Consider the following 15,143-nt stretch of genomic DNA (forward strand, 5'->3'; position numbering starts at 1 on the left):
ACCTCCTGCGCCTCGCCCCAGCCAAGCGGAAAGGGGGCCTCAAGGTCCAGCGTCTGATCGCCGCCACTTCCGACACCTTTCGTGCTCAAGTCCTGGGTCTTATATAAGATTCATGCAATTGCCCTGGCAATGCGAAGCGTACCGCCAGGGCGCCGATTACTTCGTGTAGAATCAGGGTTTAATTTTCTTTCGGGAAAACCCCCCTGTCATGTCGCGCAAGCATAGACCACCATTGTCGCGTCCTACGCCAGCGGCCACTCCCGTATCACCCGAAACCCACGCCAGGCAGGTTCTCGAAGCGGGCCACTATCGTGAGGCGGTCGAACTCTACAAGAACCTGCTCAAGCAAGAGCGTCGATCCGAGTGGCTGGATGGCCTGGCGGCGGGTTACGCCGGCCGAGCCAGGGAGCTGGCGAACAAGGGCATGCTGCAGGAGGCTCTGGTTGTCTGGCGCAACCGTTCCTCCCTGTGCGGCAAGCTGCTGGCCGAGGGCCCCTACCTCGACTGGTTGCTGCGTACCGGCGCCCATGACGCGGCACTGCGCCTGCTGACGCCGATAGGCGATGCTGCGGCGACCGTCGACGCCGACCTGGAAACCCGTCTGGCGGCGGTGGCGTTGACTGCACCCGACAGCGCCCTCGCTCAGCTCGCCGCCGAAAGTCCGCTGCGCCGTCATCGTGCGGCGGCACAGGCGGCCATTGCCGCCTGCTGCCGGGCTGATCTGGCCGACCTGGACGAACAGTTGCGCGGCATCCCCTTTCGCTCTCCGTATCGTGATCTGCGCTTCATCCTCAAGGCGCTGCTACTGGTCGGCAACGACGCCGCCCAGGCGACCGGCCTGATCGCCCGCGTGACCGTCGACGGGCCTTTCGAGAGGCTCGCGGCCGTTGTTCGTGCCGGTGTCCTGCCGGGCAGGCGCTGGCTTTTGGCTTTGCTCGATCTCGACGAAGAGAGTCGGCACTTGCTGCTGGAAATCAAGGGTTACCCGGAGAACCGGCGCCCGCTGCTGCTCGAGGTTGCCGAACTGGCCAGAACTGGCGTAGCACCGACGCCGACCAGGGTCGTCGACCTCCTGCTGCACCGCAACCGCGGCCTGCCGGTAACGGCAGCCAGGCTTTGTCGCCGCCTGCTGCCTTACGCGGAAAAACGGCTGGCGGAGTACCAGAATGCTTTCGGTCCGCTGGGCGAGGCGGAGACCGCGTGCATCCTGGCTCTCGCTGCCGAAGTCCGGAGGGCAATCGAGTCCAGCGAATCACACTGGTTGCGCGCTGCCCGTCTGTTCTCGACGGTGGAGGAAGCGCCCCTGCAGGCGGCTTTGATCCTTCGCCATCTCTTTGATCTGATCGTCGGTCATGAAGACGCTGCGGACTATGATGACGAGTGCACCACCTGGCTCAAACGCAGCCTGGAACTCGACCCGGACGACCGCGCCACGCATCTGAAGCTGATCCGCCTGCACCGCCAGGGACAGGACCTGAAGGCCGCGCGGGCGTCTGTCGAAACGGCGCTGGCGCGCTTTGCCAACGATCCGGCAGTGTTGCTCGAAGCCGTCGAAACGGCACTGGCCGGCAATGCTTTCAAGAAAGCGGTCACCCTCGCCAAACGCCTGCTCGATCTCGATCCGATCAATTCGAAGGTGCGGGCGCTGATCGGTCAGGCGCACCTGTCACATGCCCGCAAACAGATTCGGCTGCACCGACCGGAAGCGGCTGGCAAGGAACTCGACCTCGCCGACGAGTGGCTGGCGACCGCCAATGAACGCAGCGTCAGCAAGCTGTTGCGCGGCCTGAGCGCCACCGATGCCCCGGCAACCGTGCGGTTGCGGGAAGCCGTCGACGAACTCGGAGGCAAGCTGCTCGCTGCCTGGCACGTTCTGCTCGAAAGTATCCGGGTCGGCAGCCAGCCAGCCGGAGAACTGCGCCGGGCGGCGCCGAACCTGTCGGGAATGCCCGTGCCCCGGGAAGTGCTGAACGTCATGCACGCCATCAATGCGCTGGGCAAAAACGAGTCGAAGGCACTGCGAACCGTCCTCGATACCCTGCGGGCGCCGCTGAAACGAGGCGCTGCTGGCGATTTCAGCGAATCCGAACGGATCTCGATCTGCGAAACGCTGTTGCTCCGGGAGGAGCAGGGGCTTCTGCAAGCCTATGCGAATGCCGGTTTGCAGCGCTGGCCCGAGCGGCCGGTCTTTGTCTATCTGGCGACCTTTGCCAAACACGGCAAGGGAGCGTTTTTCGCGATGTCGGAGCGCGAGCGACAGACTCTGGAAGCTGCGCTGAAAAAGGCATTGGAGGATGGCGATCAACGAACGGTGCTGCGGATTCGCGATCTGATGGGGCCGCCGGGCTTTTTCAGTGGCGAGGACTCGGACGACTTCGATGACGATGACTTCGGCGATTCAGTAGACGATTTGCCTGCGAATCCACGTGACGTGTTCGAGCTTTTGATGTCGATGGGAGGACACAACGAAGTGATCCGCATGGCCCGCGAGGTTCTCCCCGACAGCAAATTTCGGCCGCTCGAGCGCGCGGCCGGTGGCAACCGGAAAAAGCTGGCCGAAATGCTGATCGAACTGCTGGTCGAAAGCCTTGCGAACCTCGACCTGTCTTCTTTCCTTGCTCCCCCGTCCGGCGGATCGCCAGTGCCGAAGCCAAAGCCTCACCCGCCCGCGCCAAAGCAAGCAGTTCAGGACGATCGCCAGAAAGGGCTGTTCGATGATTGACCCCTACCGCGTTCTTGGTGTCGACCTGTCGGCGTCTGACGAAGCGATTCGTGCTGCTTATCTGAGCGCGATTCGCGAATCGCCCCCGGAACGTGACCGCGAGCGCTTCGAGAGCGTGCGCACGGCCTATGAGGCGATCAGTGACCATCGCCGGCGGCTGGCGCACGCACTGTTCGACCATTCCCCGCCGACCATCGATGATCTGTTGAGCGCCGTCAGCAGCGATCTTGCCCCGCAGCCACCGACCGAACGGCGGCTGCTGCGGTTATTGGGGGCGAAATGAACTCGCCTGTGATCGCCCTCAACCCGGAGGAAAGAGCGCGTCTGGTCGACGATTTCCGCATTGCCCTCGAGCGTGCGGCCAGCCAGTGCGAGCCGGCGGGGGAGCCCGATGACAAGGCCGCCGGCGACGCAGAGACTTCGGTCGACCTGGCCACCCTGCTCAGCGAGATGGCCGTCCTGAAGAGCGAATTGCGGCTGCAATCGCGCCAGTTCAAGAATACCCTTGATGAATTGCGGAGTTTTGGCAACGACCTGCGTCAACACGGCGAGCGCCTGCAGCGTGATCTCGAACGGGCGCGGGAGCAGGCGGCATCGATCCAGGGGCAGACCGAGCGGCAGTTTCTGCTTGCCCTGCTGGACCTGCGCGATCGCCTGCAAAACGGCGTCGACGCTGCCGGACGACCGCCATCGTCATTCCTGACGCGTCTGATTCCCGGCCCGGCACGTTTCGCGGCAAGCCTGGCGGAGGGCCAGCGGCTGACCCTGCAGCGCCTCGACGACCTGCTCGCCAGCCATCAGGTGCGGCCGCTGGCGGTGCTCGGCAAGATCCTCGATCCGCAACGAATGCGGGTGGTCGGCGTCGAAGACGCCGGCAGTTCGTCAAGTGTCCCGGATGGCACCATCCTGCGCGAGGTCAGGCGCGGGTTTCTCCACCACGGCGAGCTGTTGCGTGTCGCCGAAGTCATTGTCAGCAAGAAAGCAACCAACACATGACGGAAATCATTGTCGGGATCGATCTCGGTACGACCAACTCAGAAGTGGCCATCGTCCGGGAGGGACGAGTCGAGGTCATTCCGGTGGCACCCGGTGTACGCATTCTGCCCTCGCTGGTCGGTGTTGCCGACGACGGCAGCCTGCTCGTCGGCGAGGCCGCGCGCAACCAGTATGCGCTGCACCCCGAGCGCAGCGTACGTTCGATCAAGCGTCGAATGGGTGAGTTCACTTCGGTACAGATGGCCGGCAAGGATTACAGCCCGCAGGAAATCTCGGCGATGATCCTGCACCGACTGCGGGACATTGCCGAGGCGCACCTGGGTCAGCCGGTGGGCAAGGCGGTGATTACCGTGCCCGCCTATTTTTCCGATGCGCAACGCCAGGCGACGCGCGAAGCCGGCGAAATCGCCGGCCTGGAGGTGGTACGCATCATCAACGAGCCGACGGCAGCGGCGCTGGCGTATGAAAGCTGCCACAGCGGCGCGCGCAAGGCGCTGGTCTATGACCTCGGCGGTGGCACCTTCGATGTCTCGGTCGTCAACCTGGAGAGCGACGTCGTCGAAGTGCTGGCCAGCCACGGCAACAATCATCTGGGCGGCGACGATTTCGACCAGAAACTGATCAGCTTCGCGATCGATCATCTGCGCGAGCGGCACGACATCGATGTCGGACAACATCCGCTGGCCATGGCTCGCCTGCAGCACGCCGCTGAAGCGGCCAAGATCGTCCTTTCCAGCGAACCTTACGCGACGCTCTCGGAAGAATACCTGCTCGAGAAGGACGGGGTGCCGATCCACCTGTCGGTTGAAGTTTCGCGCAACGAATACGAGGAGATGATCGAGCCCTATATTGCCGAGACGCTCGACGCCGTGCATGTCGCCTTGAGTGGTGCCGGACTGACGGTCGCCGACATCAACGAAATCCTGCTCGTCGGTGGCGCGACGCGGACGCCGCTCATCCAAAGCCGCCTTGAGCAGGAACTCGGGATGCAGCCGCGCGCCGAGGTCGACCCCGATCTCTGTGTCGCGATGGGCGCTGCCATCCAGGCAGCCGTCATCGCCGGCGGCCAGGCCCCGACGGTGCTCATCGATGTCACGCCCTACACCTTCGGGACCAGCGCCCTCCAGTATTTCAATGGTGAAATGTATCCCTTCTGCTTCGTGCCGCTGATTCGCAAGAACACGCCAATTCCGGTCTCCAGGAGCGAGGGCTTCGGCACCATTTTCGACGGTCAGAGCAGGGTCGACATCCACGTCTACCAGGGCGAGAACCCGGATGCGCTGAACAACATCGAGATCGGGCGATTCACCATCGAGGGCCTGCGCGATGCACCGGCCGGCAACCCGCTGATCACGACCTTTTCGCTCGATGTCAACGGCATCCTGCAGGTGACTTCGCGCGAGAAGGAAACCGGCCTGGTGCATTCGATCACCATCGACAATGCGATCAGCCGCTTCACCGGCGACAAGCTGGCGGAAGCGCGGGAACGCATCGACGGCCTGTTTGGCGAGCAGGAAGGCGCCGAGAGGCAGCCCGCCGCGACTACCGCCGAGGTTTCACCTGCCGACGACAGCAGGCGCCTGCGCGTCGAAGCCGGCGCCCTGATCGAAAAGGCCGAACGCCTGCTGGCCAAGGCGGGTACGGAAGATGCCGAGGACCTGGTGAATGGCATCGAAGCCGTCAGGGACCGAACCGATGGACCGGATGCCGACCTGAAAGTGGCGATGGATGCGCTGGCCGACCTCCTGTACTACCTCGATGTCTGAACTGCTCGATCGCTGCCCGGCGTGTCGGGCGCGCCTGGCCGAAGCGGCCGTCTGTCTGCGTTGTGGCTGCGATTTTTCGCTCGTCCGGCAGGCCATGGCGCAAGCAGCGCGCCTGCTCGAACAAGCGCTGTGCTCGCTCGCGATCGGCGACCGCGCAGCAGCCCGTCGCCAGGTCGAAAACTCGCTGGCCTTGCACCGGCAGCGACTGGCACAGGCCATCAGGAACTTCCTCGACGCGGCCGCCGACACCGAGTCGACGGCAAGCGAGCATGCGCAACTCCCTGGCCTGCTTGCGGCAGACCTGCCGGCTGAAAGCGATCCGACCAGCACCAGGGAAGAAGATGCCTGCCTCCCCGCATGACCCGGAACCCACTCACAGGCCCATCGCTACCTGAAATCGATTCCTTGCACGGCAAGGCTATGATAGACTGCACACTACTCGGGAACGAGAGACCAGCCACCATCAGCAGGAGCACATGAGCAAGATCGAACAATTGCGGATCAGCGGCCAACTGCCCAGCCCGAAAGGGGTGGCGTTGGCGATCATGGAGATCAGTCGGCGCGAGGATGCGACTATCGACGAAGTGGCCCGGGTGGTCCAGGGCGATCCTGCGCTCTCCAGCCGCCTGTTGCGCCTCGCCAACGCTTCAGCGAGCGGTGTCCGGCCCCTGGTCTCGGTCAGGGAAACCGTGATGCGCTTGGGCATGACGACCGTCCGCGAACTGGCCATGGGCTTCTCTCTGGTTGACCAGTATCTGCAAGGACAGTGCGCCGCCTTTGATTATCCGGCTTTCTGGTCACACTCCCTGTTCATGGCGGTGGCCAGCCAGGAGTTGGGCAGGATGGTACGGATTGCCTCACCTGACGAACTGTTTGCCTGTGGTCTGTTGGCGCAGATCGGCCGTCTGGCGCTGGCCACCCTCTACCCCACCGACTACGCGGCCGTCCTGGCCGAGCAGAGCGATGGAGCGGTCCTCCTGGAGCTGGAGCGTAAGCGCCTGGGAGCGGATCACACCGAATTCACGGCGGCCATCCTCGCCGACTGCGGCATTCCCAAGGCCCTTGCCGAGCCGGTCTATTATCATGAGTTTCCGCAGACCTCCGGTTTCTCCGAGGGCTCCCGGCCTGACCAGTTGACCCATCTGTTCTTTCAGGCACGACGAATGGCGGATCTCGGTCGCTCACCCGAGACCGAGCGCTATGGCAACATCGTCGAGCTGATGCTGCTGGGTGGCAAGGTCGGTCTGGATGTGACGGCGATGGGCGAAATATTCGACCGGGTGGTCCTTCAGTGGCAAACATGGGCCGATCTGCTGAAAGTACCAGCCGCCCGGCTCCCTTCGTTTGGCGCCATGGCCAATGCCCCGGTTCCCCGCCCGGAGCAGGAATCAAAGGCGGAGCACAGCCGCAAGCGGGTCTTGCTGGTAGAGGACGACCCCACGACCCTAATGATGACCGAGGGTTTGCTGAGTCACCTTCTCGGTTGCCGGGTCCACACGGCCGAAAATGGCGAGGATGGCCTGGCCCTGGCCCTGGAAGTCATGCCCCAGATCGTCATCACCGACTGGCACATGCCGGTCATGGACGGGGTCGAGTTCTGCCGCGCCATGCGTGCCACCGAATGGGGCCAGTCCATGTATGTGATCATGCTGACCGGCGAAGAGAACGAAGGCAAGATCATCGAGGCTTTCGAAGCGGGGGTCGACGATTACGTGAGCAAACCGGTGAATGTCCGTGCCTTGAGCGCCCGCATGCGGGCTGCCCTGCATTACGTGAAGCTGCTCGAGGCCTGGGAGAACGACCGGACACAGCTCAAACAGTTCACCGCCGAACTGGCGATCAGCAACCGGCGGCTCGAACATGCCGCGATGACCGACCTGCTGACCGAGCTACCCAATCGGAGGGCCGGCATGGAGTCGCTGGGCCGCTTCTGGAGCGCCTCCCAGCGTACGGGCCAACCGATGGCCGCCCTCATGATCGATGTTGATTTTTTCAAGTCCATCAATGACCGATACGGTCACGCGGTGGGTGATCGGGTATTGCAGGAGGTGGCCAAGGCCATCCAGTCTGCGGCCCGCAAGGACGACAGTGTCAGCCGGATCGGCGGGGAGGAGTTTCTGCTGGTCTGTCACGACGCCGACCCCCGAGCTGCCCTGCTGGCTGCGGAGCGTCTGCGGCGGATGGTCAAGGCGATGCAGATCAACATCGCCGGTATGGAGATCCAGACCTCGGTCAGCATCGGCGTGGCCAACCGGGAGGACGACATGAACCATGAGGACGACCTGCTCCGGGCTGCAGACAAAGCCCTCTACGCCGCCAAGAAAGCCGGTCGGGACCGGGTCTGCCTGTCTGCCAACGGCAAGACCCTCTGCGCTGCATGCGCCAATGACCAGCGCCAGGCGTGAAAGCATCTCGGTCGAGATCATGGGTGATTCACTGCCGTCCAGTCGAGACCGAAGCGTGACAGGTATTTGCGCAGCCGGTCAGCGTCGTTGGCAGTTTTCTTGTCCCGGCGGGATACGGCGAAGAGTTGACGACCGGCGTCCGAAAGGCTTGCCGCTTGCCGGCAAACCGCGATCACCGCGTTGAGCTGGCAGCGATCGAAGAGGTCGAGTTGCTCGACCTGTTCGCCCAGGATACCGGCGACTGCATCGGCCGACCGGCTGCTGCCCCAACTGTCGCCCAGTCGCTCGATCTCATCGACGACCTGCGCCTCGGTGATCCGCCCCGCTTCGGCCAGAGTCGCCATGCGCGTGACCGATGCCGAGAGTTCACGGAAATTGCCGCGCCAGGCAGCGTCCGCCGAACTGGCAAAGGTCAGATAGCGGCGGCGGGCTTCGACGTTGAAGCGTACGAGCTGGTCATGGTCACGCGCATAACGTTCCAGCTCGTAATCCAGATTGGGTTCGATGTCCTCGCGCCGTTGTGCCAGGCCCGGCAGGTCGAAGGTCCACAGGTTGATGCGTGCATACAGGTCTTCGCGGAAATGCCCCTCGGCGACCCAATGGCGCAGGTCGCGGTGGGTGCCGGCGATGAGCTGGAAATCGCTCGTCGCTTCCTTGTCGCCACCGAAGGGGAAGAAGCGCTTTTCCTCGATCGCCTTGAGCAGCATCGCCTGCTCGTCCAGCCCGAGTTCGCCGATCTCGTCGAGAAACAGCAATCCGCCATCGGCCGCGCGTAGAAGGCCGGGGCGTTCGTTCTGCGCACCCGTGAAGGCTCCCTTGACATGGCCGAAGAGGCTGGACATGGCCGAATCACCGCGCAAGGTCGCGCAGTTCACCTCGATGAAACGTCCGGCCAGACGCTGCTTCTGTCGCTTGAGTTCATATACCCGGCGAGCGAGAAACGATTTGCCCGCACCGGTGGGGCCGATCAGCAACATCGGCGACTTCGAGCGCCCCGCCACCCGTTCGATCTGCTCGATCATGCGGTTGAAGTCAGCGTTGCGCGTGGCAATCCCGGATTTCAGGAAGCTCAGCGTGTCGGCGCGCTCGCGCTGGAAGCGCTGCGCAATCTTGTTGTAGCGCGACAGGTCCAGATCGATGATCTCGTAGCTTCCGGCAGTATTCGCCACCTCCTTCTTGCGTGCCGGTGAGGTCTGCAGGAGTCGGGCCGGCAGATAGCGCGCTTCGGCCAGCAGGAACCAGCAGATCTGTGCGACATGGGTTCCTGTGGTGATGTGCAGCAGGTAATCCTCGTTCTCGGAGTCGAACGGGTAAGCGCGCGCGAAGTCGTGCAGCGTCGTGTAGACCTCCTCGAAATCCCAGGGGTCGCGCAACTCGATCTCGGCGCGGCAGACTTCGGTTTCGGGCGATACCGACTGGATGTCGGCCTGCACACCCTCGGCCAGCCCGCGGCTGCGCGCATCGTGCAGCAACTCCAGGCGATGTACGATCAGCTCCTCCTGCTGGCAGAGAGCGACCGTCGGCCGCCATTTCTCCCAGCGTACGCTGCCCCTGCCACCGTAATCGAGTTGCGTACCGAGAAAACCGATAACGACGGTCCTCTTCATGTTGACTATCCTCCTGGATAAATGGCGATTTGATATTCTATGAGAATCCGCCCATTCCGGTTTCCACGAAAGCCGAAAATTTTCTGAAAGTCACTACAGATCAATGGTTTGCTCGAAATGCCGTAGTTTTTTCGGAGGTTGGCACGGATTCCGCTTTGAGAGAGTTGTCGCCACATCGCTGCAAGGCCCACGGGCAGGGGATCAAGACCCCGCCGGTGCGCAGAGACCGGATTCCGGTCTGTCGTTTCTGTGCATGCCGCCACAGCGGGAAGGCGATAACGGGCGATCTCGTCGGGAGCTCGTCGGGTTCGATTCCCGGGTCGCCCCCATTGGATAGCTCAATCGGTTAGAGCAACTGACTCATCATCAGTGTGTCGCGGGTTCGATTCCCGCTCCAAACTGTCTTTCCACGACAGCGTAAGCTAGCAGTACCCGTCGGTCGCGGGATGCGCAAGCCCCCGCTGCCGGTTCGGTCGGCGACTGTCCCGCACTGGCGGCACGGTGAGCCGGCGACGAAGCAGGAATGTCAGCCCTCCCCCGCGTGCCTCGGCACCAAGGGAAAAGCGCTGACTTCCGGCAAGCTGCCACTCGCTTCCCCGCGAGTGCCGGGCAATCGGCCCAGCGAACCGGCATTGACCGGCAACAGAAAATGAGAAGAAAAGGAGAATGAACATGTTGAAGCGTTTCGTCGTGTTGAAGAGTGAACGTGCTGCCTTGCTCAAGGACGGCGATTTCGAGCGCATCCTCAGCGCGGGCCGCCACTACTTCTTCGACCCCGTGAACCGGCTCTCGCTCCAGACCTGGAAGCTCGACGCTCCCATGCTCGATATCACGCTGGTCGACTATCTGCTGCAGCACCAGCCGCAGACCGTCTCGGAACATTTCATCTGCATGGAACTGGGTGAAGACGAGGCAGGTTTGCGCTACGAGAACAAGGTTCTGGTCGAAGTGCTGGCACCTGGATCCCGCCGCGTTTTCTGGAAGGGCCTGGTCGAGCAGAGACTGGAAAAAGTCGATCTGCAGCAAGGCTATGAAGTCGCACCGCAACTGGCAGCGCACTTCCTGCAGCCGAGCCTGCGGGCACACGCGGTGAGCGGCCTGGCCGGCCTGCTGATCGCGCAGGTGCCTGCCTACCACGTCGGCGTTTTGCGCGTCGACGGCAAGGTGCAGCGACTGATGTCGCCCGGCATTGAGGTATTCTGGCGCTTCAACCGCGAAGTGCTGGTCGAGCTCGTCGATATGCGTCTGCAGAACATGGAAGTGTCGGGCCAGGAAATCCTGAGCAGCGACAAGGTCGGCTTGCGCCTCAACCTTGCGGCTACCTGGCGCTATACCGACGTGCTGCTGGCGCACGAAAGGCTGGCCAAGCCGGTAGAGCACTTGTATCGCGAATTGCAGTTCGGCTTGCGGGCCGCAGTGGGAACGCGATCGCTCGACGAACTGCTTGAGAACAAGCAGATCATCGACGAAGCCGTCAGTGCGCACGTGGCGCGCAAGCTGAACGGTTTCGGGATCGAGGTAAGCAGCATCGGCGTCAAGGACATCGTTCTGCCCGGCGAGATGAAGACCATTCTTGCCAAGGTGGTCGAGGCCGAGAAGCTGGCTGAAGCGAACGTCATTCGTCGCCGTGAGGAAACCGCGGCAACACGTTCGCTGCTCAATACCGCGAAAGTGATGGAAGGCAACCCGGTCGCGCTGCGTCTGAAGGAGCTGGAAACGCTGGAACGTGTGGCGGAAAGAATCGACCGCATCTCGGTGTTTGGTGGCCTCGATCAGGTGTTGAGCGGACTGGTGAACATCAAGGGCGCGTAAGTCGTTCACCCTCTCCTGCGATGAAGGGAGAGGGTGAACGGTGAAAACCCGAAAATTCGGTGATCAGAAAGTGCAGGTGAAATCATGAAAAGCGGAAAACAGCGCAAGCTGGAAATCAAGACGGCCAGGTTACGGCGTACGACGCGCATTCAGCACCGTCCCTTGCCAGTTGACGTCCCTCCTCCGGGCGCCGTGTTCTGCGATGCGACCCGACTGGCTTACGGCAGCAGTTACGGAGTGCCCGCGTTCGTCGATCGCGGTTACTACGTGGACATCGCCTTCCGGTGCAGGGATTGCGGTGTCGAGTGCGTCTGGACTGCAGCGCAGCAGAAGTGGTGGTACGAAGTGGCCCGGGGGAATGTCGAGACACGCGCGGTACGATGCCGGTCCTGCCGTATCAAGGAACGCGAACGCCAGGCACTCGCCCGCCGCGTACATCAGGAAGGCCTGCAAAAGAAGCAGGCCCCCGACCATCCGTGAAGAGAAAAGCGAAAATGGACTACCAACTCCTCGAAGTCGAAAACGGCAAACCGATCAAGATGTGGACGCAAGACGTTCCGGTTGAAGACGAAGCCCGCAAGCAGTTGATCGACACCGCCAGGATGCCCTTCATCTATCGGCACCTGGCGGTGATGCCGGATGTACACCTGGGCAAGGGCTCGACGATCGGCAGCGTCATCCCGACGCAGGGCGCGATCATCCCGGCTGCCGTCGGCGTCGATATCGGCTGCGGCATGATGGCCGCGTGCACGACGCTGCTGGCGAGCGATCTGCCGGACAATCTGCATGCACTGCGTACGGCCATCGAGCGCGCCGTGCCACACGGGCGGACGATAGGCCGGGGCCGGCGCGACGAAGGGTCGTGGGATACGCCACCCGAGACCGTCGATGCCATATGGGCCGCTTTGCTAGCCGGCTTCACACGCATCACCGACCGGCACCCGTGTCTGAAGAATACCAACAACCGCAAGCATCTCGGCACGCTTGGCACTGGCAACCACTTCATCGAAGTCTGTCTCGACGAAGCGGATCGCGTCTGGTTCATGCTGCATTCCGGTTCACGCGGCGTCGGCAATGCCATCGGTAGCCACTTCATCGGGCTGGCACAGAAGGACATGCAGCAGCACCTGGCCAACCTTCCGAATCGTGACCTCGCCTATTTTGAGGAGGGAAGCCAGCATTTCGATGAATATGTCGAAGCGGTCGGCTGGGCGCAGGATTTTGCGCGGCGAAACCGTCTGCTGATGATGCAGAATGTCATTGCCGCGACGCGTGGCGTGATCGCCAAACCGTTTGGTGCCAGCGTCGAGGCCGTCAACTGCCACCACAACTACGTTCAGCGCGAGACTCACTTTGGCGCGGAAGTCCTGGTCACCCGCAAGGGGGCAGTTTCGGCCCAGAAAGGCGAACTCGGCATCATTCCGGGTTCGATGGGCGCCAGGAGCTTCATCGTGCGCGGTCTCGGCAATGAGGAATCGTTTTGCTCCTGCAGTCACGGCGCCGGCCGCAGCATGAGTCGCACCCAGGCCAGGAAGCGCTTTACGGTGGACGACCAGGTGCGGGCCACGGCACATGTCGAGTGCCGCAAGGATGCCGAGGTGATCGATGAAATCCCGATGGCCTACAAGGATATCGATGCGGTGATGCACGCGCAGCGCGAACTCGTGGAGGTGGTACATACGCTGCGCCAGGTAGTGTGCGTCAAGGGCTGAAAGTGACTATCCGGAACAAGAAGAAAGCATGAAGATGATTGAACTCGACGGATCGCACGGAGAAGGCGGCGGGCAGATTCTGCGTACCGCACTGACCTTGTCGATGATTACCGCAATTCCGTTTCGCATCGAGCGAATTCGCGCAAGGCGCAGCAAGCCGGGCTTGTTGCGGCAGCATCTGACGGCGGTGAATGCCGCCGCGCAGATCTGTGGCGCACAGGTCCAGGGGGCAGCACCGGGTTCACAGTCCCTGAGCTTTGTCCCTGGCAAGATTCGTGGTGACGACTACCGCTTTGCCATTGGCACGGCCGGTAGCTGCACCTTGGTACTGCAAACCTTGCTGCCGGCGCTGTGGTTCGCCGATGCTCCGAGTACGCTGCGGATCAGCGGCGGAACCCACAATCCGGCGGCGCCGCCGGCCGATTTCCTGAGCCGTAGCTGGCTGCCGCTGCTCTTGCGCATGGGTGCGGAGATGAAGATCGAGTTGCTGCGCCACGGCTTTTATCCGGCCGGCGGCGGTGAGCTGTACGCCAGCGTACGCCCGGTCCCTGCCCTGCAGCCCCTGGAGTTGCTGGAGCGTGGCGAGCTGCGCGCAGGGCAGGCCACGGCCATCGTCGCGGGGGTGCCCGTTGAAGTGGCCAAACGCGAGCTGGCGGAACTGCACTTGCAGCTCGGCGGGGTGCTGGGGGAATTGCAACAGGAAATGCGTGCCCTGTCTCCGTGCGAGGGGCCAGGGAATGCTTTACTGGTTGAGCTGCAATACCGTGAAATCACCGAACTGTTCACCGCCTTTGGCGAAAAGGGTTTGCCGGCTGAAGTGGTGGCCAGCCGCGCAGCGAAGCTCGCCCGGCATTTTCATGGCAGCACTGCAGCGGTGGGCGAGCATTTGGCAGATCAACTGGTCCTGCCGCTGGCACTTGCCGGTGCGGGGTCTTTCACCACGGTGAACTTGTCTTCGCATCTGCAGACCAATGTGGAGGTGATCAGCCAGTTCCTGCCGGTCGAGTTTGTGCTCACCAAAACAGCCGGCGCGCATAGAATCTCGCTGCTTTGAGGCAGCCATGGCTGGAACGTCCGCTGAAGAAGCAGGTTCCTTGCTGCAGCGGCTGCTGAAGTTCGCTCCTGCGCCGGCGACGGCCTGGTTCAAGGAACGGGCGCCCATCGTGTGCACCTGCTGTGGGGCGGTCATGGCGATCGTCAGAACGCGCTTTCCGTCGTCCTTCCAGGGCCACTGCCCGCTCCCCTGGTGGCCGGAGCGACCTGCTGATCGGGTAGGCGAACGATCCCTGGCGAGTCACGGGAGTTCAGCGCCCGCAAGCTGAGAAGCCGGCTCGCCTTCAGTCGGCGATCCATCCGGGGTTCTTCCCCCGTGACCGCCCAGATGGGGCATCGTCTGCCGCAACGGCAGGCATTCGACGCGGGTCCAAACGCCCGCCAGCTGGGCACAACGACTACCCGGCATCCTTCCCAAAGACCTATTTTCAAGGCAGCCCGGCAGGCTCCCCGGGGCTCGTCCAACAAACGGTTCAGATCGTGGCTTCGCTCGCACGATCTGACCTTACTCGTTAGGCCTCGATTTGCGTAGCAACGAAAATTCTTGACTTCCTTAATTACTGTTACCACAATAAATCCGATGAGCACGCACATTCTTTGGGACGAAGCCAAGCGGCAAGCCAACCTCGACAAGCACGGGCTGGATTTTCTCGATGCCGTGATGGTGCTGGAGAGCCCTTACCGCTTGGACGTTGAAAGCGTGCGCGGTGGCGAACAGCGGACACAGTCGTTCGCTTACGTGTTGATGTGCTGGCGGTACTGACGGTGGTGCATGTGGCGCGCGAAGATGCATTGCGGATTGTCAGTTTTCGACCGGCGAGTGAAGAGGAAAGGAGCGCTTACCATGGGTGGCTCGAAGATGACTTCAACGGTGACCAATAAGATGCGCGCCGCTCTCAAGCGCGGCGAGAGCAAGACTGACGTGGCGAAAGTACGCGCCAAGGCACCGTATGTCTGGGACGGCAAGAACGAAGACGAACGGCCGATGACGCGTGAAGAAATGCAGGCCGGGATCGAGGCATACCGGAGGCAGCGCGGACGCCCGGCGGGAAGCGACAAGGAGTCGACCA

Annotated in this window: 12 protein-coding genes, 1 tRNA gene and 2 pseudogenes; 14 read left to right on the forward strand and 1 reads right to left on the reverse strand. The window is 62.6% G+C overall.

All coding sequences use genetic code 11. The features are described from left to right. Positions 1-232: 232 nt before the first annotated feature. From V5B39_RS18790 to V5B39_RS18815, 6 genes are all read left to right on the forward strand, one after another. On the forward strand, positions 233-2,722 hold the full coding sequence (locus V5B39_RS18790) for a tetratricopeptide repeat protein (RefSeq protein WP_332344392.1): 2,490 nt from the start codon (positions 233-235) through the stop codon (positions 2,720-2,722). Further along, on the forward strand, positions 2,715-3,005 hold the full coding sequence (locus tag V5B39_RS18795; RefSeq protein WP_332344393.1) for a J domain-containing protein: 291 nt from the start codon (positions 2,715-2,717) through the stop codon (positions 3,003-3,005). Before V5B39_RS18790 ends, V5B39_RS18795 begins: the two co-directional genes overlap by 8 nt. Further along, on the forward strand, positions 3,002-3,718 hold the full coding sequence (gene grpE, locus V5B39_RS18800) for a nucleotide exchange factor GrpE (RefSeq protein WP_332344394.1): 717 nt from the start codon (positions 3,002-3,004) through the stop codon (positions 3,716-3,718). Before V5B39_RS18795 ends, grpE begins: the two co-directional genes overlap by 4 nt. Next, entirely contained in the window at positions 3,715-5,484 is a 1,770-nt protein-coding gene (locus V5B39_RS18805) for an Hsp70 family protein (RefSeq protein WP_332344395.1), read from the forward strand. Before grpE ends, V5B39_RS18805 begins: the two co-directional genes overlap by 4 nt. Further along, on the forward strand, positions 5,477-5,845 hold the full coding sequence (locus V5B39_RS18810; RefSeq protein WP_332344396.1) for a hypothetical protein: 369 nt from the start codon (positions 5,477-5,479) through the stop codon (positions 5,843-5,845). Before V5B39_RS18805 ends, V5B39_RS18810 begins: the two co-directional genes overlap by 8 nt. Positions 5,846-5,960: 115 nt before the next feature. After that, the gene (locus tag V5B39_RS18815; RefSeq protein ID WP_332344397.1) at positions 5,961-7,889 is read left to right on the forward strand and encodes a GGDEF domain-containing response regulator; all 1,929 of its coding nucleotides are present in this window, start codon (positions 5,961-5,963) and stop codon (positions 7,887-7,889) included. A gap of 17 nt (positions 7,890-7,906) precedes the next feature. On the opposite strand, the gene rtcR is transcribed toward V5B39_RS18815, so the two are convergent. Further along, complete coding sequence (rtcR, locus tag V5B39_RS18820) at positions 7,907-9,496, reverse strand: RNA repair transcriptional activator RtcR (RefSeq protein ID WP_332344398.1); 1,590 nt, start codon at positions 9,494-9,496, stop codon at positions 7,907-7,909. 329 nt (positions 9,497-9,825) lie between these two features. Here rtcR and V5B39_RS18825 point away from each other — a divergent pair. The 8 genes and pseudogenes from V5B39_RS18825 to V5B39_RS18855 all read left to right on the forward strand — a co-directional run. Further along, positions 9,826-9,897 (forward strand) — tRNA-Met (locus tag V5B39_RS18825). 271 nt (positions 9,898-10,168) lie between these two features. Continuing rightward, positions 10,169-11,308, forward strand: a complete 1,140-nt coding sequence (locus V5B39_RS18830; RefSeq protein WP_332344399.1) for a slipin family protein — start codon at positions 10,169-10,171, stop codon at positions 11,306-11,308. A gap of 84 nt (positions 11,309-11,392) precedes the next feature. Beyond that, positions 11,393-11,788, forward strand: a complete 396-nt coding sequence (locus V5B39_RS18835; protein ID WP_332344400.1) for a zinc-ribbon domain containing protein — start codon at positions 11,393-11,395, stop codon at positions 11,786-11,788. A 14-nt stretch (positions 11,789-11,802) separates the two neighbouring features. Continuing rightward, the gene (locus V5B39_RS18840) at positions 11,803-13,020 is read left to right on the forward strand and encodes an RtcB family protein (protein WP_332344401.1); all 1,218 of its coding nucleotides are present in this window, start codon (positions 11,803-11,805) and stop codon (positions 13,018-13,020) included. Positions 13,021-13,054: 34 nt separating this feature from the next. Beyond that, positions 13,055-14,074: an RNA 3'-terminal phosphate cyclase gene (gene rtcA / locus V5B39_RS18845; protein ID WP_332344403.1), complete on the forward strand. Its 1,020-nt coding sequence runs from the start codon at positions 13,055-13,057 to the stop codon at positions 14,072-14,074. A gap of 37 nt (positions 14,075-14,111) precedes the next feature. Beyond that, positions 14,112-14,342 (forward strand): annotated as a pseudogene (locus tag V5B39_RS22265) (hypothetical protein); the annotation flags it as partial. A gap of 311 nt (positions 14,343-14,653) precedes the next feature. Then, positions 14,654-14,836 (forward strand): BrnT family toxin, encoded by a 183-nt coding sequence (locus V5B39_RS18850; RefSeq protein WP_332344402.1) that lies wholly within the window; start codon positions 14,654-14,656, stop codon positions 14,834-14,836. Between the two features lie 81 nt (positions 14,837-14,917). Further along, positions 14,918-15,143: pseudogene (locus V5B39_RS18855) on the forward strand (hypothetical protein); the annotation flags it as partial.

The organism is Accumulibacter sp., from assembly GCF_036625275.1.
In the GTDB taxonomy this organism is placed as follows: Bacteria; Pseudomonadota; Gammaproteobacteria; order Burkholderiales; family Rhodocyclaceae; genus Accumulibacter.